Consider the following 24,893-nt stretch of genomic DNA (forward strand, 5'->3'; position numbering starts at 1 on the left):
GGCGCGACGGGGCCGACCGGCCCGCGCGGTGAAACGGGGACCGCGGGCGCGACGGGACCAATCGGCCCGAACGGCGAAATCGGGCCAACCGGCGCGATGGGACCGACCGGCCCGCGCGGTGAAACGGGGGCCACAGGCGCGATGGGACCGACCGGCCCGCGCGGCGAAACGGGGGCCACGGGTGCGACGGGACCGACCGGCCCGCGCGGCGAAACGGGGGCCGTGGGCGCGATGGGACCGACCGGGCCGCGCGGCGAAACGGGACCGGCGGGGCTCGCGGCCGCGAGCTTTTATACGGCGGGGCGGCAGGTCCTGCAGCCGAACAGCGTGCTGCCGCTCGCGCAGGCAAGTCCCTGCAACGCCGGCGGATTCCTGCTCGAGGACGGGTGGGTCACCGTCCCGGTGGGCGGGCTCTACCTCATCAGCCACCGGGTGGTGCTCGCGCCAGGCTTCTCCGGGGTGTTTGTCCTGCGCTCGGAGAAGGGCGCGGACACGGCGGGGCACGCGAGCTTCGGCCGCGCCGAGGACGGCGAGGCCACGCCCTGCGCGGGAACGGGAATCGCGCGGCTGGCGAAGGGCGACCGGCTCTGCCTCTTCCGCGCCGCGCAGGGCGACCTTACGCCCGTCGAAACGCTCGACGCGGTCGACCGCATGGCAGCCGTTTCGATCCAGCTGACCCTCGTCCGCCTCGCGGACGAATGACCGTCCCGGGCCCCGCCCTCCTCCCGCACCCGCGTCCGCCGGGGCGCATAGAATGGGAGGAAGGAGGATTCTTTCCATGTTTTATGTCCGAACGAACGACGGCGTCAAAATCGCCGTCTATGATTTAAATTCCACGGCCGCCGAGACCGTTTTCCTCGTGCACGGCTGGCCGCTTTCCCACCGCATCTTTGAATACCAGGAGACGCCGCTCATCTGCAAGGGCTACCGCGTCGTCGAAATCGACCTGCGCGGCTTCGGCAGCTCCGACAAGCCTGCCTGCGGCTACACCTACGACCGGATGGCCGACGACATCTACGCCGTCGTGCGCGCCCTCAACCTGCAAAATTTCACCCTCGCGGGCTACTCGATGGGCGGCGCGATCGTCCTGCGCTACATGGCCCGCCACCGCGGCTATGGCGTCAAAAAGCTCGCGCTGCTCTCGGCCGCCGCCCCCAGGCTGACGCAGGCCCCCGGCTTCTGCCACGGCGTCCCCGCGAGTGCGGTCGACCAGTGGGTCGCGGGGGCCTCGACCGACCGCCCCGCGCTCATCCGGCAGTTCGGCGGGATGCTCTTCACGCTTCCCCACAGCCAGGCGATCACCGACTGGCTGGGCGACGTCTCTCTCTCCGCGTCGGGCATCGCCACCATCCAGACCGCCTGCGCCCTGCGCGACGAGGACGGCCGCACCGACCTCGCAAGGGTCTGCGTCCCCACCGGCGTCTTCCACGGCCGGCAGGACCGGGTCGTCCCCTTCGACCTCGCGCTCGTCACGCAGCAAGGGATCCGAAACGCCGTCCTCTATCCCTTTGACCAGAGCGGCCACGGCATCTTCTACGACGAGCTCGACCGTTTCAATTCCTGTTTCCTCCAGTTTTTGGCGTGCTGAACCGGCCCGCTATCGGGTTCCACGGAGCTTACGCAAAGAGGGAGCGCGCGGTATGTTCCGCGCGCCCCCTCCTGTTGGAAAGGAGATTTTCCCGAAGTCAGTCCCCCGCCTGTTCCGCCTGTTCCTCCGCCGCCTGCCTGGCGAATTCAACCGTCACGACAAAGAGGTCCGCGATCGTCTCCACCGAGAAGCGCCCGCCGCACGCCTCGGTAAAGGTGCGCGCGATCGAAAGCCCCAGCCCGCTGCCGCCGTCGGTGCGGGCGTCGTCCCCCCGCACGAACCGCTCGGTGAAGTCCTTATTCCTCGCGATCTCCTCGCGGGAGGTGTTTTTGACGCTCGCGACCGCCGTGGTCCCGTCCGCCGCGAGGCTGACGTGCACCCGCGAGCCGTCCAGCGAATATTGCAGCGCGTTCTGCACGAGGTTCTGGAAGACGCGGTAGAGCCGCTGGCCGTCCGCCGTAATCATCACCGGCTCCTCGGGAATCTCCGCCCGCACCGTCACCGCGCTGCGGTCGATCTGCTCGGCCATGTCGGCCAGCGTCTGGCGCAGCAGCTTGCCCAGGTCGAGGATCTCGAGCGTCACCGGGAGCTGCCCGGAGGCCGCCTTGCTCACCTCGAACACATCCTGCACCATCGTCTTGAGCCGCTGCGACTTGCTCTCGAGGATGCGGATATAGTCCTTCACATGCTCGGGGAGGTCCTCCTCCTGCCCCAAAAGCTCCACATAGCTGATGATCGAGGTGAGCGGCGTCTTGATGTCGTGGGAGACGTTCGCGATCAGCTCCACCTTCATCCGCTCGCTGCGCATCCGCTCCTCAAGCGCCTCGTTCATCCCGCGCTGGATGTCGTTGAGGTCCTTCGCCGCCGCCGCGAGGTCCGCGTCCTCCGGCAGGTCGAGCGGCATCGTGAGCCCGCCCGCGTGTACGGCGGCGATCTGCCCGACCAGCGCGCCGATGTCCCGGGCGGTCTCCCGGTTGCCCCGCGCGAAGCGGTAGAGCATCCAGAGCAGCAGCGCCAGCAGCCCCGCCAGCAGCAGGAACGCGAAGAGGGAGTCGCGGTTATAGACGCGGAAGCCCGCGTAGAGCGCCAGCGCCGACGCCGCGAAGGCCGCGGCCGCGATCAGCACCGCGCCGAACCGGCGCACCATCCGCCGCTGGAGGGGCAGCTTCAGATCGGAGGCGCGCGCCGCCGCGCAGAACTTCCCGGTGAGGCTGTGCTTCCAGGGCTTCGGATTGTGCCTCCAGTCGTTGATCAGCAGATAGGCCGACCAGAAGATCACCAGCAGGGAGAACCCGTTGCGGGAGAGCTCCTGCGCGTAGTAGGTGAAGATCCACGGGTCGAGATATTCCTCCCGGACCATATAGGTGAGCTCCCGCAGGGCGTCCTGCGGGCCGGCCAGGAAGACCGCCAGCGCCGCCAGCAGGAGCAGGAGCTTGCCCTCGTACCACACGCGCCCCGTCACCCGTGCGATCGCCGCGTCGGCGCGGCGCTTGTCCCCGCGCAGCAGGAACCAGACGGCCAGCAGCAGGACGCCGGCCGCGCAGGAGGCGGCCATGCCGGTGTAGCGGTCCCGCCTCTCCTTCAGGTTCTGCTCGAGCCAGTAGAGGCGGTTGTTCTGCCGCTCGGCCGAGCTGTTCCCGTAGCTGCCGCGCACGTAGAGCATCGGACTCTTCGCCGCCGCGATCACCACGCTCGCGCGGGCGGCCTCCTCGTCCACCGTGAAGTTTTTATACCCGGGGACGTACCAGTCCTTCCCTTCGCGGTAGTAGCCGTCACCGTAGATGTCGAGCTCCTTGCCGTCCTTGACGACGCGCACTTTGCTCCCGTCGAACCAGAGCAGAAAATTGTAGCCCTCGGGCAGCTTGAGGTTCGGGCCGTCCAGCCCCGTGCCCTCGGCGTTGGTATACTTCTGCTCGCCGTCGTAGCGGATGTCGTAGAGGACGTTCTTGTCCTCCTTGAAGTAGTCGTGCGCCGCCTGCGCGGACGAGCCGTAGCTCGACGGCGGCGAGATGGTGACGCTGAAATCGTAGCCGTCGTCCCAGCCGTGGTAGCCGCCCGAGCCGTACTCGCCGATCGCGTCGGCGACCTCGGCCGCCTCCATGACCGCGGAGGTGATTTCGCCGTTGTAGGAGACGCTGTATTCGGAGTAGTTCGCGTTTCCGCCGACGGCCATCGTCAGAAAATCCTCGAGGTAGCTTGCGACCGCGTCGCGGAACGCCCGCGTATTCTGGTAGTCCTCCTGGAAGGCGTCCGCGACCGACGTGCGCTTCCACGAGCCGCCCGTCAGGAGGGAAAGCGCCTCCGGCACGCTCGTCAGAAGCAGGCTGATCCCCAGAAAAAAGGCCGTAAAGCTAACGGCCGCCCTCCACTTTTTCGATCTTGTATCCAATTCCCCATACCACCTTTAAGTATTCTGGTTCCTTCGGGTTGAGCTCGATCTTCTCCCGGATGCGCCGGATGTGCACCATCACCGTGTTTTCGGCGGCGAAGGCGTCCTCCTCCCACACCCGCCGGTAGATCTCCTCGGCGGGAAAGATGCGCCCCAGATTGCGCATGAGCAGGTCGACGATCTTCGTCTCGGTGGCCGTCAGCTTGACCGGGTCGCCGTCCGCGCGCAGGACGCGTTCCTCCGGGCTGTAGCTGAGCCGCCCGTTGTGGATCTCGTCCCCCGTCCCGGACGCGTTGATGTCCCCCAGGCTCGTGTACCGCCGCAGGTGGCTGCGCACCCGCGCCACCAGCTCCTGCGGGTTGAAGGGCTTGGTGACGTAGTCGTCCGCCCCCATCGAGAGTCCGAGCACCTTGTCGGTGTCCTCGCTCTTGGCGCTGAGCACGATGATCGGCAGGTTGCGCCGCTCCCGCAGCTTCATCACCGCAGACAGCCCGTCGAGCCTCGGCATCATCACGTCGATGATCATCAGCCTCACCGAACGGTCCATCGCCTGTTCGAGCGCCTCCATCCCGTCGTAGGCCCGCAGCACGCGGTAGCCCTCCTTTTCGAGCAGCAGCGCGATCGCCTGCACGATCTCCCGGTCGTCGTCGACCACCAGCACGCATTCGTTCATCTGATCTCCCCCTTAGGCCTGTCTCTATCCTAATGCGGTTTCCTTACAAAAAAATGGACGCGTTTCTTACGGAAATCTTACAACTCCGGCGCGCCCTCAGCATCCATGATAACACATCCCGCCGCGCGTGGATAGTATGCAAAAAAAGCCGGAAGCAATGCTTCCGGCTTTCAGGGGCGTTTTCGCCCCGTCTCCCCGTATTTGTCCGAAAGGACGGTGCGCGGACGTTCCGCCTCCTCGGCGTTCTCCCACGGCAGCCGGTCCCCCGGCTCCTTCAGGTAGCTTAGAATCCGCCAGATGCCCTCCCCCGAATAGGCGCTCACCCGGAAAACCGGGCGGCAGCCCGCGAGCTCAAGCCACCGCTGGGCGCGGCCGGGGTTGGCGCCCGGCTCGTCGATGCGGGTCACGATGCCGATCACCGGCCGCGTGCAGGCCGCCGCGACGCAGGGCGGAAAGAGGCAGTAGGGCTCGGTCGCGCCGCAGAGCAGGCCGACCACGTCGGCCTCGTAGGCGTAGAGCGCCAGCGCGCGGCCGAGCGAGGCCGTCTCGGCGTACTCGCCCGGCGTGTCGATCACCACGTCGTAGTGGTTGATATACTGGGTCTTCCGGTAGGCGATCTCACCGCCCCGCAGCGCCTGGGAGAGGGTCGTCTTGCCGCATTCGCTGCGTCCCATCAGGATAATCTTTTTCATTCCGTCACGTCCGGGTCACCGCGCAGACGGTGAACCCCAGCGTCCCCTCCAGGTAGGCGAGGATGCTGTGGATGGCGGCCTCCACGTCGGAGATGAGGCCGGTGAAGATCAGCGTGCCGCTGAAGCGGTCGATGAACCCCATCTCGACGCTCGCCGTCTTGAGCGCGAGGTCGCCCGCGATCACGGCGATTTCCGCCGGGGACATGCTCAGGATGCCGATCGCCGCCTGCCGGTAATCGGCCTCGGGATCGAGCCCCAGCTTCTGGTAGATGATCCTGTCGGGGCTGGCGATCACATGCGCCAGCGTCACCTGCTTGCCCGGCACCAGCTCCTGGATGATCCGCTGCTTTTCCGGAGATTCCGCCCGCTCATACGCCATGCGCCCGCCTCCTTTTCCTTCCGGTCACTCTGTTTCTATTGTAGCAAACCCGCGGCGGGAAAGCCATGCGCGGCGGCGCTTTTGCGCAAACGCGGTCAAGATTTGTATTTGTGGTCAGGATTGATCAGCTTTTGATCATCAGGGCAGCAAAAATCCCCCGCCGACGCGGGGGATTTTTGCTGTCAGCCTTTGTTTTCGACCAGGTCGCCCACGCTGCCTCCCGCGGACGGTAAGGTGGAGGAGCCGCCCGAACCGCCGCCGGAACCGCTCGAACTGCCGGCAAAGCTCCTGCCGGAAGCCGGCGCGTTGACGCCCTTGGTCATCCGCTCGAGCGACACGTTGGTCAGCTCGTAGTTGACGTTGGGGCTGTAGACCACGTCGATGTAGCCTTCCCCGCCCGCCGACAGGTCCCGTTCCTCAATGACGCAGTTGCCCTTGAGGTAGGTGGTGTCGATGGAGGTGGAGCCGGTTGCAATGACGGTGGGTTTGTATTTGGGGTTCTGGATGGTCACGTTGGGGCAGGTGACGCCGTCCAGAACCACGGGGCCGCCGCTCCTGATAAGCAGGGTGCCGGTGATCACCACGTTTTTCAGGGTCACCGTGCCGCGGCCCACCTCCTCGGAGATCGTGAGGTTGTTTTCCACACGCATATTCTGGTAGGTGATGTCCGCCGTGTCAATCGTCTGCCGGGTGTCGACCGTTTTGACGGTTCCGTCCGCGCCTCCGGCGACCTTGCCCGAAACCGCGGCCGACGGGACCGCGAACGCCACGGCCAGGGCGGCCGCCAGCAGCATTGCCAAAATCTTTTTTCCCATGGGGATACCTCCCTTTTACTTGGGGACGGGGAGGGGGCGAGCCCCCTCCCCGGCTCCCTGAAGATTCAAACCGCCTGGCCCGGCGTTATTCGGTCGTTCCGCCGCTTTCGGCGGGAGTTTCCTTCGAATCGGTCGGGGGCGGGGCGACCTCGGGCTTGCTTTCGCTCCCCGTCCCATCGCCGCCCGGTTCGGCTCCGGGCTGCTTCTGCCCGGCGTCCTGTTCCTTCGGAGGCTGCTGGACGTCGATGCCCGGTTCCTTGCCGGAGGACTGATCCTCGCCGGGGGTTTCCGTGCCGGGGGTCTCGCCGTCAGGAGTCTGGCCCTCCATGGACTGTTCATCGTCCGGCTTCGGCTCCTCCTCCGCGGACGGGGCCTTTTCAAGCGGCTCCTCCAGACTGGCGGGGGAGGCCAGAAGGTTGTTGGCCGCCGTGCGGACAACCTCAAGCGCGATTTCAAATTCGGTGCTGAAGCCGTCCTTCTGTGCGGTCACCATGAAGTAGAAGGTGCCTTCCGGCGCGTCGTCCGTCAGGAAGACCAGCGCCTTGGTGCCGCTCATCCCGAGGAAGATCCTGTCGCCGTAGTTGGTCGGATCCACGAAGAAGGTCATGCCGGCGGTGTCCGTGTCTCCGAAGTCGATCGTCTGCGGGCCGCCGAAGGCCTGGCCCTCGGGAACCTCGACGCTGATCTTCTGGTCCGCGATCTCAAACGCATTGGCTTCCTGCACGTGGACGGTGACCGTGAAGGTGGCGTCGGTGTAGCCGCTGCCGCCGGTGACGTTGAGCGTCAGGGTGTAGGTGCCGGCCGGGGTGTCCGTGCCCACGGTGATGGTCTTATCCGCCCTGGTGAGCTTCGGCCGGTTGGGCTCCTGCATGGTCGCGTCGTCCCAGAAGGTGCCTTCCGCCTCGATCACTGCCGCCTGGGAGTTGAAGCCGAGGGTGAAGGACGCGCCCTCGCCCTGCTTCACGCTGAAGGCGTTCCCGTCGATCGTGAGCGCCTCGTCCGGCTTGGTGGAGATCGCGACCGTCACCTCAAAGTTCGCGGTTCTGTAGCCCTCCCTCGCCGCGGTGGCCTGGTAGATGTAGGTGCCGTCGGCGGGGCTTCCGATATAGCTCGCGCTCGTGTCCTTGCTGATCGTCGCGCCGTCCACGTTGAGGCCGACATACCGTGCGTCGGTGATGGTCACCGTCGCGTCGGCCGGGTCGGTCGTCACGGTGAAGCTGGACTGCGACTGGCCGCGCACGTAGGTGAAGTCCTTTCCGAGCACCGTGATCGCGGGCGTGCTGTCGCTCGCATGGACGGTGAAGGCGACCTGGGTCTCCTTGTAGCCCGCTGCGTTGGCCGCCGCGGTCACCGCGTAGTCGCCCTCGGTGATGTCCGCGCCGATGCGCAGGTCGCCGTTCTCGGCGCGGATCTGGCCGGTGGCCGGGGCGCTCGAAATGCCGCTGAGGGTCACCGCGATCCCCTCGCCCGTGGTGAAGGATCTCGTCTCACCGTGGAAGTCCTTGAGGTCGACGATGATGTCGGTGGACTCGTTGAGGGTGATTTCCGGACGGGCGGAGGCGTCGTTCACCGTGATGGTCACGGTGAAGGTTGCATCCGCGTAACCGCCGGATTTGCCGACCGTCGCCGTGAAGCCGTAAACCGCCGGCTCTACATTGGACGGGGTGAATTTGATCGTCTTCGCGCTCAGGTTAATTGCGAATTGGGTTTTCGAATTGTCGAAGCCCGCCGCCAGCGATTTGAGGGTGAGGCCCGCCGGGATGTCCAGCGTCAGGGTCTGCTCGCCCGTCTCGTCGGCATAGTAGGTCTCCGCGACGTCCGCCGGGACGTCCTCGATCCGCTTGGGCGCGCCCACCACGAAGGTGATGTCCGCCTCGGTGGCCTTATAGGCCCTCGCGTCGTCGCCTGTCGGGGTGATCTTCGCATGGACCGTATAGGTCGTACCCTCGGCGCCGCCCTCATAGATCATGATGGTTTTTCCGTCCTTGCTGAAGTTGACCTTTCCGGCTTCGTCGGTCGTCGTCAGCTCGATCGTCGGGCTGGTCAGGCTTTCCGCCGTCGACAGCGCGAAGTCCTTCCGCACGCCGTAAGGCGTCTCGACCGGGTCCGCGGTGACCGCGCCGCCGTTCAGCAGGATGGTCAGCCCTTGCCGCTCATCCGTGACGGTGACAATGATCCGGAAGGAGGCGTCCTTCATACCGGGCTTGCTTGCCGTCGCGTCGAGGGTGTACTCCCCGACCTTGGCGTCGCTGTTCACATAGAGGGTGCTGTTATCGGACCTCCAGCTGATGCCTGCCGGGAGCGGGGTGGTCGTGACGGTAACCGCCGCGCCATCGACCGCGACCGGATAAGCGGTGCTGGTCTTCTTGTAGGGATGGGTGAAGGTGAAGTCATCGACCGAGAGCTCGTCGCGGTCGTCGACCACCGTGATCGTAACCTCGAAGCTGCCGTCCTTGTGGCCCGCCACATTCGAGACGGTGACCGTGTAGGTCTCGCCGCCGACGGGTTTGGCCGGGCCGTAGTTCAGCACGCTCGGATCGACGCTGAAGCCCACGGTCGCGCCCGGATAGGCCGCCCGGACCTCATCGGTGATGACCTTCGAGTACTGGATGGACTCCGCACCCTTGAGGCTGTAGGTATACGCCGTCGTCATCCCGGAGAGGTCGAGCGCGGGCTTCTCCGCGATCTCCACGGTGAAGTGCAGCGTGGTCTCGGCAAAGAGATCGTTCTCCGGAACCGTGATCGTGAAGGAGGCGCTGCCGGCCGGGGCGGAGCCGGGGGCGTAGATGCCCGCGGAGGCCACGTTGATGTCCGCGCTGCCGTCCGCGTCCTTTTTGATCATCGTCTTGGGATTAAAACTGGTGTTGTCCGACTGGAGATAGAGCAGGAGGGCTTCCCCTTCCGTTGCGGTGATCGTCTGCCCGTCCGTGAGGTCCGTCCACTCGCCGCTCTTGCCCAGCTGGTACTGGAAGGTCGCCGGTGGCGCGGGCAGGACGCTGACCGCGATCTGGAAGTTGAGCGTCTGGTAGCCGTCAAGCGTCGCCGTCGCGTCATAGATGAGCGGGGCGCCGGTCTCCTTGGCGGTGCTGTAGATGGAGATCGTGCCGTCCTGGTTGGGCACAATGCCCGGGACGGATGGGGTCCTGTCGGCGATCGCGATCGCCGCGCCCGCCGGCTCGACCTTGATCGTATAGGTCTTGCCGTTCGGATACGCGCTGGACAGGTGGTTGATCGTCGTGGTCGTGGTGTCGGCCGTCAGGGTCGGGCGGTCATAGTGGTAGACCGCTTCCGTCCTGTCGGAATCGGCGTATTTCGCCGAACCGCTCCTGGCCATCGCCCAGACCGCGATCGGGTAGTCGACCGCCGTGCCGCTCTGAATATTCCGGACCGCTGTGAGCGCCTGGTTGTTGGTGGTGTTGTAGTCGCCCCAATCGGCGCTCGGGTCCACACGGTAGTAGGCGGCGCCTTCGACGGCCTCCCACGAGGCGGTCAGCTCCCCGGTTTCACCGTCGTAGACGAAGGTAACCACGGGGGCCGCCAGCTTGGCGGGCGCGTATTCGTAGACCGCTGTGACCGGCGTGCCGTCGTTGTAGCCGGGGGCCTTCGCGACGACGGAAACCGTGTCGCCCGCCTTGATCTTGGCGGGGAGGATCGTCGCCGCGGTCTCCGCGGTATGCTCGACCAGCGTGCCGTTTACAAGAAGGTCGTAGCTTTCCGCGTTCGGGACCGCATCCCACGAGGCGCGGACCCCCTTGACTTCCTCATCCGCCGTGAACTGCGTCTCGAGGGTGAGGGCGGCGCCGCTCACGTCGAAGGAATCCTTCTCGGCGACAACGATCGTCAGCGCCTTGACCGTCTCCTGATAGACGCCGTCAAAGTTTCCGGACGGGGTTACGGTGATCGTAAAGGCATAGGTTCCGGGTTCCACATCCGCCGGGACTTCGACCGCGACGCCGTCCGTGGAACTGACCATGTCCTTGTAGGACTCGTCGTCCGCTGAGACTGCGATGCTGATGGTCCCTCCGGTCTCCCCGACCGCGACGGAATACTGCTTCGGAGCCGTCAGGGTGCCCGCCTTGAAGGTATCGGTGACGCCGTCGCCGCCGACCGCTTCGCCGTTGATCAGGACGGTCAGTTCCTTGAGCGCGTCGGCCTGATAGGTCTTGAAGCTCTCTTCGGCCGAATCCGTGTGGAGGAGCGACCCCTCCTTCGCCAGCGCGCGGAGCCCGACCGTAAGCCCGCCGCCGGGCGCAAGTCTGGTCAGGTAGTACTTGCCGCCGCTGCTGGAATCCTGAATGAGCGCCTTCTCCACCGGCTCGCCGTCCTCGGTGGCCGCGTAGCCGGCCGCGTCCGCAACGGGCTGGAAGAAGAAGCGCGTCTTACCGTCGGCGGGGGTGCGGCTGACCGTTCCGGTGAACCGGACGTCGTCCAGCGCCGTGCGGGTAATCGTCAGGGTCTTGGGGTCGGAGACGGGGGATTCCGCGTTTCCGCTGCCCTTGGCCGGGAACGCCTTCACCGTGAGGGAAGCGTTCTCCTCAACCGTCGGGAGGCTGCCGGCGTAACCTGCGCCAATGCCCAGCCGGGCGCTGGCCGAATCGGTTTCCACCTTCAGTTCGCCGCCGGCGTAAAGCTGGTAGTAGGCGGCGCCTTCCACCGCGTTCCAGCTGACTGTGACCGTGCCGCTCGTCTCGTCGGACGGATCGACCGCCAGGCTGAGGCCGGAGATGACCGGCTGCGCGAGCTGGCTCTTGTCCACGGCGGTCATGTTGACCACCGCCTGGGTCGCGCGGTTGTCCACGCTGCGCGGGTAGTCCACCTTGACGGTGTAGGTCTCGCCGGTTACGGCCGTCTCGGGGAAGGAGAAGGTGACCATGGAATCGGTCTTGCTGACCGTCCATCCGTCGGGCGCGTCCACCGTCATCCTGTCGGCGGCGATGTTTACGCCGGTGGTGACGGAGACCGTCTGACCGGGTTTCACCCGGATGTCATAGACGCGCCGGTTGTCGACCGCCGCGCCGACGGACGGCTCGGACGACGCCTGCTGCGCGTCGTCGTTGACGGCGACTTCCGTGTCATAGAAGGAGGCCGTGTCGGTCGCCACCTTCACCTGCAGGGTGACGGCGGTCGGCTCATAGTTTTTCTTCGACGCCTGGAAGGGGAGCGAATACTCCCCGGCCATCGCCTCGGGGGCGATCGTCAGCGTCCTGCCGCTGAGCGCGAAGCCCATCGGCCAGCTCGTTCCGGTGAAGCCGTAGGCCGCGCCGACCTTGTCGGAGAAGGTGATCGTCTGCGTCTCGCCCGCAAAGTGGGAGGCCGTGAAGACGACGCCGTCCGGGCCGTCCTGCTTCGGGAGATCGCCCGACAGGTTGGAAGCCGCATCGACCGCGATCCTGCCGCTCAGAACCTTGACCGTCAGGGTCAGGCGCGCGCCAGGGATCGAAACGCCGTCCGCCCTTGGGGTGAGCTTGATCGTATAGCTGCCCGCCGGGGCGCTCGGCAGGATGGTCAGGACCCCGTTGCTCCAAGCGGTGTAGAGCGGGGTGGCGCCGGCCGAAAGGGTGACCGCGTTGTCGCCGTTGGCGAGCTTGGCGAGCACCGGGATCTGGGCGCCGTCGCCATAGCCGACCTCGACGGTCCTCTCGGTAACGGCCGCGTAATCCGTGTCGTCGTCCACCTTGTACTCGACGATCGGGGCGATCGTCACGCGCAGGGTGAAGTCGGTGTCCAGATAGTTTTCCGCCGTGGCCCTGAACGGGAAGTCGTAGGTCCCCGCCTTGGCGCCGTTGGCGCGGACGCCGGAATTCGCAATGTTGAACCCGGCCTGTTCGGAGATCTGCTTCGTGATGACCGCGTCCGCCGCATTGGTGGACAGGGCGGCCTTTTCGAGATCCTTGAGGGTGACGGAGATGACGCCGTCCGCGTCTGCGTAATAGGTCTTGTCACCGACCGTCGCGGCGGGCGTCAGCCGCGCGTCGCTGACCAGGTTGACGCTGATCGTGATTTCGCTCGGGAGATAGTTCTTATTCGTACCCTTGAGCGTCACCTGCAGGCTGTCCCCGGACAGGTTCGCGGGGACGGTGAAGGTCCGGTTGTCGCCGGAGGTGATCTCCGCGTTTTTGTCGGTGCGGGTGACCTTGGCGTTCGCGGGCACGGTCGAAACCGTGAAGCTCCCGCCCTCGCTGCGGTTGACCGGCAGCTGGTAGACGCCGGTCTTGTCGGGAGAAATCTCCGCGCCGTCCGCGCCGGCGACGGTCCATGCCACCTCGGCGGCGGGCACGACCTCCACGACGACGTCAAAGAGGAAGGGGGTATAGTACTGCGCCTCGGCCTTCAGCCGGAGGGTATAGGTGCCGGCCGCCAGGTTGGCCTTGGCGGTGACCGTCTTGTTCGCGCTGTTGAAGATGAGGTTGTTGACGCTCTCGCTCACGAGCGACAGGGTCGTCTCGGGCGTGGTGCTGATGGTGAAGACCTCATCCGCGCCGTAGCCGTGGGTGAGCTCGACCTTGTTTTCCGTCACCACGGCGGGCGCGTCCATCAGCGGAGAGGAGACCGAAGCGGTGATGTCCCCCGCGCCGACCCGCACCCGGACGGTGAAGCCGGAGCCAAGCGTGATGTTGCGGTCGGAAGTGCCGCTCATCCGGAAGGGGATTTCCACCGTACCGGCGGGTGCGTCGTTCGCAACGGTGATCACGTTGCCGAGAACGGTGATCTTTTTGTTTTGCAGCAGTTGCTGGATCTCTGCGGAGGAAAGGCTCGTCTCGACCGTGCAGCCCGCGGACGGGTTCGCCGCGATCGTGATCTGATTGCCCTCGCCCGCCTTGGATTCGGCGGTGTAGACGCCGTCCGAAAGGGTCAGCTCGCCGGATTTGTCCGTCACGGTGACCGCCGGGATGACGTTGACCGTCAGTCTGGTCATCGTCTCGGAGGGCCTGCCCTTGTCGACCACGAGGTCGGTGGTGATGCGGCCCGCTTTCGTCACGTCGACGTTCAGCGTGTCGGTCGCAAAGTCCCAGGTGACCGCGCCGGCGGGGACGCAGTTTTCCACGTCGATCGTGTCGTCGATGTGGGTCGTGCCCTCGTTGGTGGCGACCAGGAACGCGCCGTCAAAGTCGTTCAGCTTGGAGAGGTCGATGTCCAGCGTGGCCGCGCCGTCCGCCGGCACGGTCGAGTAGACCTCCCCCTCGTCGTGGATCGAGGTGATTTCATTCTTGCCCACGACCCGCAGATCGAGCGTGTAGGTCATCGCCGAACGGGACGCGTGGGTGACCTCCATTGTCAGATGGTAGGTGCCCGCCGCCTGGCTGGCCGGGACGACGATCTTGTCGCCGACCGTGTTCAGCTTGATCGTCTTGACCGCTTCGCCCCTGCCGTTCGTGACGGCGAGGGCCACCTTGGCGTTCGCCGGGTCCCTGGTGAGGGTCAGGACCGTCTTGACCCCCTCCGGCGCGCGGGTGCGGAAGTCGAAGCCCTTGTCGTCCTCGCCCGGCGCGAACGCCTTGACGGTGCTCGTGTTGGAGGTGATCCTGGTGATCCGCGCGTAGTCGCCGACCGTGACGACCAGCGTGACCTTGCCGGGCTGGAAGCTCTTGTCGGTGCCGTTAAAGACATAGGTGTAGACGCCCGGTTCGGTGTCCGCCGGAATGGTCAGCGTCCCGGTGGCCTCGTCGAAATCGCCCGCCTGTGCGGAGGACGGGTCGAGGGCCACCTGCGCGGTGTCGACCGCGCCCTCGGGCCCGGTGACCTCCACCCGGTAGGTGTAGACGAGGCCGGAATCCGCGACCTTCTGGGTGACGACGAAGTTGTTCGCGCCGGTCCCGGCCTTCACGCCGTCCCCGGTCACCTGCATCTCCACCGAAAGCGGAGACTGCGCCACCGTGAATTTGATGACAATCGTCTTGGTCTGGTAGTTGCCGCCCTTGTCGGACGAGGAGCTCTCGCCCGTCAGCGTCAGCTCATAGTCCCCCGTGGGAAGCCCGGGCGCCAGCTGGATGAGGCTCTTGCCCTTGGCAAAGCTCTCCTTCACCAGGTAGGCGTCCCGCAGGTCGGTTTCCGGCTCGTCGGCGGAGACGAGCGAGGCCGCCGTAAACTGCGCGCTGCTCTTGGAGTCGGAGGTGATCCGGAAGTATTTGTTCTCCCCATAGGCAAACCGGTCGGCCTCGTAGGTCTCGCCGTCCGCCGCGGGAGCGATGGTCTGGTAGCTGCTGTTGGTGGTCGAACTCGCCACGTCGGTCACGGTGATCGCCGCCTTGTCGACGATGATCTTGACCGTCAGCCGCGCATCGTTGTAGTTGTCGGCGCTGACCGTCGTAACAAGGTCGTAGGTCTCCCCCTCCGCGAGCACCGGCAGGCGCTTGGGAACGGTGACGACGTTGTTCTTGACGGTGACGGCGCCCTCGCCGGTGGCCAGCTTGGCAGCGGCAGTCGCGGCCTTCATGCGGCCGTCCTCGCCGTCCTGGTAGAAGACGAGGTTCAGCTTGTTGCTGCCCGTCACGTCCTCATAGGGCAGGTGGACCGTCGCGACGATGTCCGAGCCGTTGACGATCTCGGCGTTCCCGACGAGATTGCCGGTGACGTCCTTCAGCGCGATCGTATAGGTGTTGTCCACCTGGTAGGTGAGCGCCAGCTCGGCGTCGGCATAGTTGCCCGCCGGGTCATAGAGGGTGACCGGGATGAGATAGCTGCCCACCGGGTTTTTGCCCGACAGGGAGAGGACGTTCCCCTCGAAGGAGGCGCCCTCCGGCAGCCCGGACACACGGTAGGAGGCGAAGGTGGTGACGCCGTTCGGGCGCTCGTCGCCGCTGGTGAGCGAAACGTCAAACGCCTTTTCATACCGCGCGTTGAACTTGGCGGAAATTTTGCCGTCCACGGCATCCGCCCAGGCGGGTCCTTCCGGATCGCCCGTGCTGTAGGCAAGTCCCACGCCGGTGAATTGCGCCTGCGCGACCGTGAGGTTGACGGTCAGCGGCGTCTCCAGATAGGCGTTGGGGCGGGAGGCGAGCAGCCGGATGGCGTAGTCGCCCGCGCCGGCCGTCTTGGGGACGGTCAGCCTGGCGATCCCGGTGTCGCCCGTGATCGAAACGGCAAAGCCGCTTTCCGAGATCCCGATCTCCTCCCCGCGGAAGGTGACCGAATCGATCGAGAGCGCCACCTTCTGTTTCGGCACGGTCGCAAACTCGAGGTACTGGTCGTCGGCGAACTGTCCGTAGGTAAAGCCCGCCGTGATCGTCTGGCCGCCCTTATCGCCCGAAAGCGCCGCCGCCAGGCCGGGGTGGGAGGACTTCAGATCCTTGAACAGGACGGAATCCGAGACGGAGATCGTCCGGCCCAGCGCCTCCGAATCGTCATAGAAATACATCGGATAGGGCTTGTCCGCGATCCTTCCGGCAGTCAGGGACACGTCCGCGCCGTAGACCGCCGAGATCGCGTTAAGCGTTCCGCGCCCGGTGCCGGGCGCGGCGTCCAGCGTGGCCGCGCTGATCGGGGACATTTCCAATTTGGCGTTTTCCGTGAGGATATCGCCGTTGGTTCCGGAAACGCTATAGGTGAAGTCGCGCGCGGTGCCCGCGTAAATCAGCTCGTCCTTTTCCGGGAAATCCTCGCTGGCAAGGCGCATCCGGTCAAAGACCTGCACCTTCTGCTCCACGGTCGCCGGGCTGTATCCGCTCTTGCGGATGGTGTAGACGACGGTCGCTTCGCCGGGATTTACGGCGGCGGCCCTCACCGGGATGTTCCCGTCGGCATCCGCCGCCCCGAGCACCTCCACCGAAACGATCTGGCGGCCCTGGTCGTCATAGCCGCCGCTCGCCGTGGCGGTCGCGCCCGCCGGCGTCTTGACAATGTTGAACTCCTTGCTGACCGGACCGTTTTGATATTCGGTCATGGCGAGCGCGTCGCCGTGAGGCCAGGTCTCGCCGTTCGTTCCGGCGCTGAAGAAGCTCCTCATGCGAAGAACCATCCCGCCCACAAAGGACGGTTCCGTCAGGTCTCCGCCCTCGATGGACGCCCGGATTTCCGCGCTTCCCGCGTCCGCGGCCGATACCGTGCCGCCCATCGACATGGTGAGCGTCAGGATCAGGGCCAACATGGCAGACAGAATCCGCTCGGTCTTTCTCATGTGTCTCTAACCTCCTTAAAATGTCCCCTCCTGGTCAGGACCGCCCTCTCCGAAGGATCCGTCCCGATAAAAAGGATTTTCTCCGTCTGTGCAGAGTATTCAGATGCTCGCCGGAAGGGCCTGCACGCTTCATCCTTCCTGGGAATAACGGCCACGTCTAATGGATGCGGCCGCTCAGGCGCTCTTCCCGGACGGGGTGGGGCCATCCGAGATGGAGCGCATCAGGTTTCTGGTGAACGCCATTCCGCGTGCAATGAGCAGTAACCGCACCTGATCCTCCAACGGCAATTCCGCTGCTTGTTCGATGATTTCCCCGGCGTATCCGGACAAATGGCTCTGATTTTCCCACTCCGTCATCCTTTTCCCTCCTTAATGCTTTATAATTGAATTATAACATGCCTATTTTTCAGTGTCAATGAATACTTTTGCAAACAAATTTCACTGTCAGTGAAAATAATCATTGAAAAAGCATTGCAAATAGGTTATAATTTCCATGAGGTGATGCTATGGATACGCTGGGTGCGCGCTTAAACTATGCCCGTAAAAAAAGAGGGTACACGCAGAACTCCCTTGCGGAGGAGATCGGCGTTTCGCGCGGGGTAATCTACAATCTGGAAAAAGACAAAACTTCACCGCAGCCGATCGTCATCAACGCCATCTGCCAAACGCTCAAAATCAGCCAAAACTGGCTCATGACCGGCGGCGGCGAGATGGAGGACAAACGTGCGGCGTCCCGGAGCGCGCGCGTTCTGGCGGAGCTTTACGAGCTCGCCAAGGAACTTTCCGAAGAGGAACAGCTCTATATCCTGGATGTGATCAAGGCATTTCGCCAGCGCCTCGGGGGCCACCCCGGGACGCCCGAAGAGTAAAAGGAGGCGGACAAGCATGCTTGTCCGCCTCCTTTTTTGCTCCCCCGCGCGGCGGCTGCCGCGCTACGAAGGACGCGTATTCGGGTTGTTGAAGCTGGGCGGCGCGGCCTTTGTGTCACCGAAGCCGTTGGCCGGGGAAGGCGTCGAGAGATTGAAATAGAGCCGGGAGTCCTCCGTGACGCCGAAATCCCGATTCGAGCCGGAGTCCTGCACGCGGTTGAACGCCTCGCGGAAGAGGGCGTTGTGCGCCTCCTCGCGGTTGAGGAGGAAGTCGATGGTTTCGCGGACGTGCTTATCCTCGATCTGCCGGTGGAGATATTCGTAGACCACCTTGGCGCGCTGCTCCGACGCGATGTTGGAAAGCAGGTCTGCGCACAGGTCCCCCGTGACCGTGACATAGTCGGCCACCCAGGAATAGCCCGACGCGTTGATGAGCCCCGGGTTGAGTCCGAGCAGGACATGGCTCTGGATCTCGCCCGCCGCGACCTGCTGGCTGTCGACGTCGTGGCCGTTGAGCATGTTGATCGTCGTCGCCACCATCTCCATGTGGCTGAGCTCCTCCGCCGCGATATCCATAAAGAGGTCCTTGATCGCCGCGTCCTTGATGCGGAAGCTCTGCGACATATACTGCATGGCCGATTTCAACTCGCCGTTGGCCCCGCCCAGCTGCTCCTGCAGCAGGACGGCGTATTGCGGGTTGGGTTTTTCGACCCGTACCGGATGGAACAACATTTTTTCATGTTTGAACATTGGGATGCCTCCTCCAATCTTTTTGGAATATTATTTCCCGGATTGTCCGAATCATCCCTCAAAATGCAAAAGAGGGAGACGAAAATCGTCTCCCTTTTTTTACGCCGTGATTCCGCCGACGGCATCCAGCAGCACCCGCAGGCCGCGCGAAGGGCGCTGGTTCCTGTTGCGCACCGCCAGCATCTCGTTGCGCATGTCGACGCCGTCCAGCGCAACCACCCGCAGCCGTTTTTGCGCGACCGGCTCCGCCAGCAGCAGGTCCGGCAGGACGGTGATCCCCAGGCCCGCCTGGGCGGCCTGGATCAGCGCGGTGGAGTTCACGCTCTCCCACAGAGGGCGCGCCGTCTGGTTGGCGAGAAAGAGCGTGCTGTCCAGCGTGTCGCGAATCGCGCTTCCCCGCTCCCGCAGCAGCAGCGGCGCGGCGCACAGCTCCCGCGGCGTCAGCGGCTCCGCGGGCAGCGGGAAGCCGGGGGCGCAGGCCGCCCACAGCCGGTAGGACCCGAAGGGCTCGCTGCGAAAGATCCCCTTTGGCTCGGCGCCCTCGATCAGCGCCAGGTCCGCTTCCCCGCTCTGCAAAATTTCAACGGCGCTGGCCGCGCTCACCACCCGCACCTGCACCTGCAGCCCGGGCAGTATTTCCCGCACCCGCCGCAGGATCTCCGGCAGCGGGAAGGATGCGATTGTGATGCTGGACACCAGCTTTACGGGCGCTTCCTCCTCCAGGCCGGCGAGCCGCCCCTCCAGCTCGCGGCAGGCGGCCAGAATCCCCTGTGCCTCCTCCAAAAGCAGCGTTCCGCAGGGCGTCAGGCGCACGCCGCGCGGCATCCGGTCGAAGAGCGGCGCGCCCGCCTGCCGCTCGAGCTCCGCCACGGCGTGGGAAACCGCCGACTGGGTGAGGAACAGCTTTTGCGCCGCCCCGGTAAAGGTGCCCGCCCGCGCGACCGCCTCCAGAATCTCCAAATGCCGCAGGTTCATCACGTTCCCCCTGACATGAATCAAATTGATGTGATCCATATAATTATATCATTTTACAGATCGATTTTCCAGTCCTATAATCATAGGGTATGGAAAGGGAGTGCAAACTTGGAGAAAACAAAAAAGCCCTACCTCTGGCTGTTGGGCGTCAACCTGTTCATCAGCACGTTCACCTTTGGCGGAGGCTATGTGGTGGTCCCCATGATCCGCCGCTATTTCGTGGAGCGCAGGCGGTGCTTCACCGAGGAGGAGCTGGTGAGCATGGCGGCCGTGGCGCAGTCCACGCCGGGCGCGATCGCCATCAACCTCTCCGCGCTGGCGGGCTTCCGCACGGCGGGCCTGGGCGGGGCCGTCCTCAGCTGTATCGCCGCCATCCTGCCCCCGCTTGCCATTTTGGGGCTGGTCTCCGCCTTTTACGCGGCCTTCGCGGCCAACGCGGTGATCGCCGCGGTCCTCAAGGGCATGCAGGCGGGCGTGGCCGCGCTGATCGTGGATTTGATCATCGACATGTGCCGCATGCTGCTCAAGGAACGCTCGCCGCTGTTGACCGCCATGATCCCGTGCGCCTTTCTGGCCAGCTTCGTGCTGAATGTCAACGTGGCCCTGATCCTTGCCGCGAGCTGCCTGCTCTGCGTGGGACGGGTACTGCTGAAAAGGAGGGCGCGCCGGTGAACCGGATCTGGACGCTGTTCTATACCTTTTTCAAGATCGGCGCGCTCAGCATCGGCGGCGGCTACGCGATCATCCCCCTGATCCAGGAGCAGGTGGTGGAGCGGGCGGGGTGGGTGAGCGAAAAGGTCTTTACCGACATCATCACCATCTCGCAGATGACGCCGGGGCCGCTGGCCGTCAATACCTCCACCTTTGTGGGCCTGCAGATCGCGGGCGTCCCCGGGGCCGTCGCCGCCACCGTGGGCTGCGTGCTGTGCGGCGTGGCGCTCTCCCTGGTCCTGTATGCGTTCTTCCGCCGCTACCGGAGGTCCGTATATGTGTTCGAGGTGCTCGGCGGACTCAAGGCGGCCTCGCTGGGGCTGATCATGTCGGCGGCGGGTACCATCCTGCTGCTCGCCTTTTTCGGGACCGGCGCCCCCGCGCCCGGCGCGATGCCCGACTGGGCCGCGCTGGCGGTGTTCGCCGCCTCCCTTTTCGCCCTGCGCAGGTGGAAGCTGAATCCCGTCCTGCTGATGGCGGTCACCGGCGTGCTGGGCTTGTTCCTCTATTGACGGAAATTTATGGTCCGGCCGCATTTTCCCATTGACTTTTTCGCATTTTTGACGTATACTAAATTAATGCTTGTCAACTAGCATAATATTTTTAAAGAGGTATCTCATGTACAACGACAAAACACTCATTTGCAAAGACTGCGGAAACGAATTTCAGTTCACTGCGAGCGAGCAGGAATTCTACGCCGAAAAAGGATTCACCAACGAGCCGCAGCGCTGCAAGCCCTGCCGCGATGCCAGAAAAGGAAATGCGCGCGGCGGCAATTCCGAGCGCCAGATGTTTGAGACGGTCTGCTCCGAGTGCGGAAAAACCTGCCGGGTCCCCTTCGAGCCGCGCGGCGACCGCCCTGTTTATTGCAGTGAGTGCTTCTCGAATAGAAGGTAACCAGTCGCTCTTAAGTGTGTCCCTTCGGGGGCACACTTTTTTTCTGTCCCGGCGCTTCTTCCCGCGCGGGTTCATTGTCCGTTCACCGTTTTTTCTCGGATTGTTGCCGGTTTTTCCATACCAGCGCCACAAACCGCCCGTATACTGAAAGCAATTCGATGGAACCCGTTTTTAGAAAGGAGCCGCTATGAGAGCTTTTTTGATACAGATATTCCCCACGCTGGCCTCCCTGTTCGGCGATGAAATCGTCTTTGCGCTCGCGGAGAAGCTGGGGCTGCGCCTCGCCCGCGTCAAGGGATAGGCATCCGCGCGCCGTTTTTCTTCGGCGGCGCCCGCCCGATCACACGCACAAGAGCCGTATGGGCAAACGCCCATACGGCTCTTGTGCTGTTTTGCGCGGCCTCCCGCTACGGCTTTCTGCGCCGGGAAAGGAGGATTCCGCATCCGGAGACGGCCAGCGCCAGCAGCGCGAGCCCGGGCAGGGAGCCGTCCCCCGTCAGCGGGATCGGCTTTTCCTCGATGACGATCGTCTCAAGCGGCTCCGGGTCTTCCAACGGCTTCGGATCGAGCGGCTTGAGGAGACGCTCGGGCGGCTTCGGGGCGGAACCGCCCCCGCCGCCTCCGCCGCCTCCGCCGCCCCCGCCGCCCGGATTCGGGGCGGGATCGTCCCCGCCGGGGTCGGACGCCGGGTCGTGGGCAAACATCGCGGTGAAGGTGAGCTTAGAGATATAATAGTTGTCCAACGGCCATACGGGAACATAGGCCGCCGGATCCACCTGCGACAGGAAAAAAAGCCGCTCTTCGGCGTGGCTCGTCTCGACCGGCGCCGACATTCTGGAGGGCCCCTGCATGTATTCAATTTCCAAGTTCCAGCCGACGAAATGATAGCCTGCGTCCGCCACCGGCTCGGGAACCCCGATATCCAGGGTCTGCGCGAGAGGCTGGCTCATCATGGCCCCTCCGGAAACGATCCGGACGAGCGGTCCGCCGTCGGCAGGCCGCAGGCTGCCGAATGCGCCCGCCTGGAAGTCTACGGAGAAGTCCGCGCCCCGGGTAGGAGCGAATGCCCGCATGATGATCGTCATGTCCTCGTCTACTGTAAAAGACCAGTCCACAAATTCTTCATTGGGCCAGAAGTAATTAATATACCAATCCGGATTTTGCTCTCCGAACGAGAAGTCGGGGAGATTTTCGGCATAAATACGGACACCCTTCGGCACTGAATAGTCGACTGTGCACGCCTTCCCGTCGGGCCCCACATGAACGCTGCCGTCCTCGTCGAGAAACCGGACGGTCATGGTGCGCATCTCTTCCGGCTTAACCCACCGGGCACGGATGACATAGTCGGTGCCCCGGTTCAGATATGCGGAAGAGCCCGATACAAAACCAAGCCCATCGACCCAGGACATGGTAATCCGGGTGGTCCCGTCCTTCTTTTCAACGACGTCCCATCCGGCAAAGAGATAGCCCTCGCAGCCGGGGATCGGTTCGTCAGGCGGATAATAATCAAAGTTCCTGTTTTTTGGCGCTCTGAAGTCCGGCGGCAGCTCCCCGATCAGTGTTTTTCCCTCCGGGAGATTCGCGTCATAGGGGATCAGGCGGATGTCGGCTTTCGCCCGCCATACCGCGCGCAGGACAAGCGTCGGCTCATCCGGATCGTAATTCCACATGTCAATGGTTTCGCCGGGCAGGACCTCGACGTCATACGGCTTGCCCCAGTAATATTTTTTCTCGTATTTCCAGCCGTCGAAATAATATTCGTCCCGTGTAAACGGCTCGCTGGGGGCCTTGACCTCGATTTCGGAGGGATAGGCCGGGTCCGTGGAACCCGCGTAACGGTAGCTCTCCTCGTCCGTCGGCAGCAGCGCTTCAAGCCTTGCCTGGTCCGGGTCGTCCGCGGGAAGCCCGGTTTCGTACCGGACGCGCAGAGGGCTGACCCACACCGCGTAAAGGGTCGTGTCTTCCGTCACTGGGACTATATCATTGCCATACCGGGAACCGTATATGATCCCTCCGTCCGGTTCGGTGGACCAGCCCAGCTGGAGCCAGCCGTCCCGGTGGAGGGTGTAGCCCGCCACAGGGGCAGTGATCCCCTGAAGATATTTTTTCGGCGCGGGCAGTTCCCCGGTGTATTCCGCCGCGTTCGCATCATAGGTCAGCGTATACGTCCTGCCCCAGATCGCATAAAGCGTAACGTCGCCGGCGACCCGCAGCGTCCCGCCCGGCAGGTAATCCAGCCCCTGCCCGTCAGGCTGCGTGTTCCAGAGCAGGAACTCGCGGCCGGGGCCCTGCACGAGCCCGTCGGGCGAAAGCACCACCGCGCCCTCGCCGTACCGGTAGACGGTGGGATCGGCGGGCGCCGTCCCGCCGAGGCCGTTGGCGTCGTAGGTCACACGGCAGGAATCGGGCTCGACAAGCGCGGCGTACTGGGCGTAGAGCGTCAAATCCTCGGACAGCCGGGGGCCTCTCCCACCCGGGAAGTAGCCTTTCCCGCTCCCATCCGCCGCCGTGTTCCAGGAGGTCAGGACGCCGCCGTCTTTTTTGAGGTCCGCGGGGAAGGGCAACGTTACATCTTCGTCGATGGAATGGAAGGCAGGATCCATCGGGACACTCCCCTCCGTGTTGCCGTTTCCATCGTAAAGGATATGGCCGCCGGTTGCCCAGCGGGCGGTGAGTTCAATCCCCAGCACATCCGGGTCTTTCTTGCGTTGTTCAAAATCCGTTTGAGTAAACCAGTGGTAAATCTCTTCATCGGGATGAGTAAAATAGACCCGCGCGGACCAGCCCAGGAATCCCTCCCGGTCAAAGCCCAGTTCCTCCGGAGTCCGCAGGGCCGTTTCCGACGAGAGGTCGAACACCTGATAATCGACATTGGGTCCCTGGTAAGGATCATCGGCATAATAGGTTACGGACCGGCCGTCCTCCGCTTTTGTCCACTGCGCATATAAATCCGCGGGGATTTCCCCCCACGATCCCAAAATCTGGCCGCCGTCCCGCTCCGTCGTCCAAAAAAGGAAACGGTCGGCCTGTTCCTCGGTTATCTCAAAGCCGGATATCTCATCCGGCCACGGAACATAAGGTCCATCCCAAACAACGGTGCAATCGTCATTCTCCGAAAGGTTCCGATGAAAGATCACCGATGGAACAGCCCACGATTTCCACTGCGCATAGAGGGTGGTCGTCTCCTCCCAGAGGGCGATGTCCTCATCCAGATAAATTTTCCCATTTCCCTCTTTGTCGCGGCACCAGCCTGTAAAACCAAATCCTTCATACTCAACGTCAACTAAGTCATATTCCCATGAGAGGATGGCTTCCGGAAGATGGATTTCCAAAGGGGCGTCGATATAATTCTGCTCATCATCGTCCCAAATTTTTCCACCGTTTGGATCCAGAGTGACGCGATAGCCCATCGGGCCTGAGTTTGTATCCCACTGCGCATAAAAATGATATTCTATCGGCAGGCCATCCCCATAATTTTTGATATACGCCTTGTCATGGTAAGCATAGCTTCTTCCGCTTCCGTCCCTCTGGGTATTCCAGCCGACAAATTTCCATGTATTCAAATCCAGCGAGGAATCGAACACATCCCAGGGGCCGGACAGCCAAATATACAAACTCTTCGATTGGACCGGCGCGCTGACGACCGTCTCATCTTCCGCGTCGGGCCAGTTGCTGTGGAAATACACAACGATTTCGGGTTCCTCCGGCGCGCCCGCACCTTCGGCCGCCAGGAGCCCGTTTGCCGCCCCGGCGTCCGGCAGGACCGCCGGCGCGCGGCCGCAGTCCGCCGGGTTCTCCCGGCAGACGGGGCAGTCCCCGTTCGGCGCGCCCTCCGAGCAGGCGATCGCGCAGGTACAGACGGGTTTATCCGCGTCATCGCCGTCCCCCTCCGAGGTGCCCATGCAGTCCGCCGGGTCCTCCCGGCAGACAGGGCAGTCTCCGTTCGGCGCGTCCTCCGAACAGGCGATCGCGCAGGTACAGACGGGTTTATCCGCGTCATCGCCGTCCCTATCCGTGGGTACGCCCATGCAGTCCGCCGGG

At 64.1% G+C, this 24,893-nt stretch carries 15 protein-coding genes and 1 pseudogene; 6 read left to right on the forward strand and 10 right to left on the reverse strand.

The window, feature by feature from the left end; translation table 11 throughout:
• Both NE609_RS17655 and NE609_RS12960 read left to right on the forward strand, forming a co-directional pair.
• Positions 1–702: pseudogene (locus tag NE609_RS17655) on the forward strand (hypothetical protein); the annotation flags it as partial.
• Between the two features lie 76 nt (positions 703–778).
• Positions 779–1,588, forward strand: coding sequence for an alpha/beta fold hydrolase (locus NE609_RS12960; RefSeq protein WP_256152734.1), 810 nt, complete (start codon positions 779–781; stop codon positions 1,586–1,588).
• A gap of 97 nt (positions 1,589–1,685) precedes the next feature.
• Here the strand turns inward: NE609_RS12960 and NE609_RS12965 are convergent, their stop codons facing one another.
• From NE609_RS12965 to NE609_RS12995, 7 genes are all read right to left on the reverse strand, one after another.
• Positions 1,686–3,977, reverse strand: coding sequence for a HAMP domain-containing sensor histidine kinase (locus tag NE609_RS12965; protein ID WP_256152735.1), 2,292 nt, complete (start codon positions 3,975–3,977; stop codon positions 1,686–1,688).
• Positions 3,940–4,650, reverse strand: coding sequence for a response regulator transcription factor (locus NE609_RS12970; RefSeq protein WP_121587508.1), 711 nt, complete (start codon positions 4,648–4,650; stop codon positions 3,940–3,942). Before NE609_RS12970 ends, NE609_RS12965 begins: the two co-directional genes overlap by 38 nt.
• A 170-nt stretch (positions 4,651–4,820) precedes the next feature.
• Positions 4,821–5,342: a EutP/PduV family microcompartment system protein gene (locus NE609_RS12975; protein WP_101549537.1), complete on the reverse strand. Its 522-nt coding sequence runs from the start codon at positions 5,340–5,342 to the stop codon at positions 4,821–4,823.
• A gap of 4 nt (positions 5,343–5,346) precedes the next feature.
• Entirely contained in the window at positions 5,347–5,721 is a 375-nt protein-coding gene (locus NE609_RS12980; RefSeq protein WP_101549536.1) for a BMC domain-containing protein, read from the reverse strand.
• Between the two features lie 182 nt (positions 5,722–5,903).
• Complete coding sequence (locus NE609_RS12985) at positions 5,904–6,536, reverse strand: hypothetical protein (protein ID WP_121587507.1); 633 nt, start codon at positions 6,534–6,536, stop codon at positions 5,904–5,906.
• Positions 6,537–6,621: 85 nt separating this feature from the next.
• On the reverse strand, positions 6,622–16,650 hold the full coding sequence (locus tag NE609_RS12990) for a hypothetical protein (RefSeq protein ID WP_256152736.1): 10,029 nt from the start codon (positions 16,648–16,650) through the stop codon (positions 6,622–6,624).
• A gap of 174 nt (positions 16,651–16,824) precedes the next feature.
• Positions 16,825–17,007, reverse strand: coding sequence for a hypothetical protein (locus NE609_RS12995; protein WP_121587505.1), 183 nt, complete (start codon positions 17,005–17,007; stop codon positions 16,825–16,827).
• Positions 17,008–17,156: 149 nt separating this feature from the next.
• On the opposite strand from NE609_RS12995, the gene NE609_RS13000 reads away from it, so the two are divergent.
• Positions 17,157–17,519: a helix-turn-helix domain-containing protein gene (locus NE609_RS13000; RefSeq protein WP_256152737.1), complete on the forward strand. Its 363-nt coding sequence runs from the start codon at positions 17,157–17,159 to the stop codon at positions 17,517–17,519.
• Positions 17,520–17,582: 63 nt separating this feature from the next.
• On the opposite strand, the gene NE609_RS13005 is transcribed toward NE609_RS13000, so the two are convergent.
• Positions 17,583–18,269: a manganese catalase family protein gene (locus NE609_RS13005; RefSeq protein WP_101549525.1), complete on the reverse strand. Its 687-nt coding sequence runs from the start codon at positions 18,267–18,269 to the stop codon at positions 17,583–17,585.
• A gap of 99 nt (positions 18,270–18,368) precedes the next feature.
• Complete coding sequence (locus NE609_RS13010; protein WP_121587501.1) at positions 18,369–19,244, reverse strand: LysR family transcriptional regulator; 876 nt, start codon at positions 19,242–19,244, stop codon at positions 18,369–18,371.
• Between the two features lie 108 nt (positions 19,245–19,352).
• Here NE609_RS13010 and NE609_RS13015 point away from each other — a divergent pair, with 108 nt between their 5' ends.
• From NE609_RS13015 to NE609_RS13025, 3 genes are all read left to right on the forward strand, one after another.
• Positions 19,353–19,916: a chromate transporter gene (locus NE609_RS13015; RefSeq protein WP_256152738.1), complete on the forward strand. Its 564-nt coding sequence runs from the start codon at positions 19,353–19,355 to the stop codon at positions 19,914–19,916.
• Positions 19,913–20,467, forward strand: a complete 555-nt coding sequence (locus tag NE609_RS13020) for a chromate transporter (protein ID WP_121587500.1) — start codon at positions 19,913–19,915, stop codon at positions 20,465–20,467. Before NE609_RS13015 ends, NE609_RS13020 begins: the two co-directional genes overlap by 4 nt.
• A gap of 106 nt (positions 20,468–20,573) precedes the next feature.
• Entirely contained in the window at positions 20,574–20,852 is a 279-nt protein-coding gene (locus NE609_RS13025) for a zinc-ribbon domain containing protein (RefSeq protein WP_101549517.1), read from the forward strand.
• Between the two features lie 407 nt (positions 20,853–21,259).
• On the opposite strand, the gene NE609_RS13030 is transcribed toward NE609_RS13025, so the two are convergent.
• Positions 21,260–24,880, reverse strand: coding sequence for an InlB B-repeat-containing protein (locus tag NE609_RS13030; RefSeq protein WP_256152739.1), 3,621 nt, complete (start codon positions 24,878–24,880; stop codon positions 21,260–21,262).
• Positions 24,881–24,893: the final 13 nt, after the last annotated feature.

The organism is Anaerotruncus sp. DFI.9.16 (genome assembly GCF_024461615.1).
In the GTDB taxonomy this organism is placed as follows: Bacteria; Bacillota; Clostridia; order Oscillospirales; family Ruminococcaceae; genus Anaerotruncus; species Anaerotruncus massiliensis.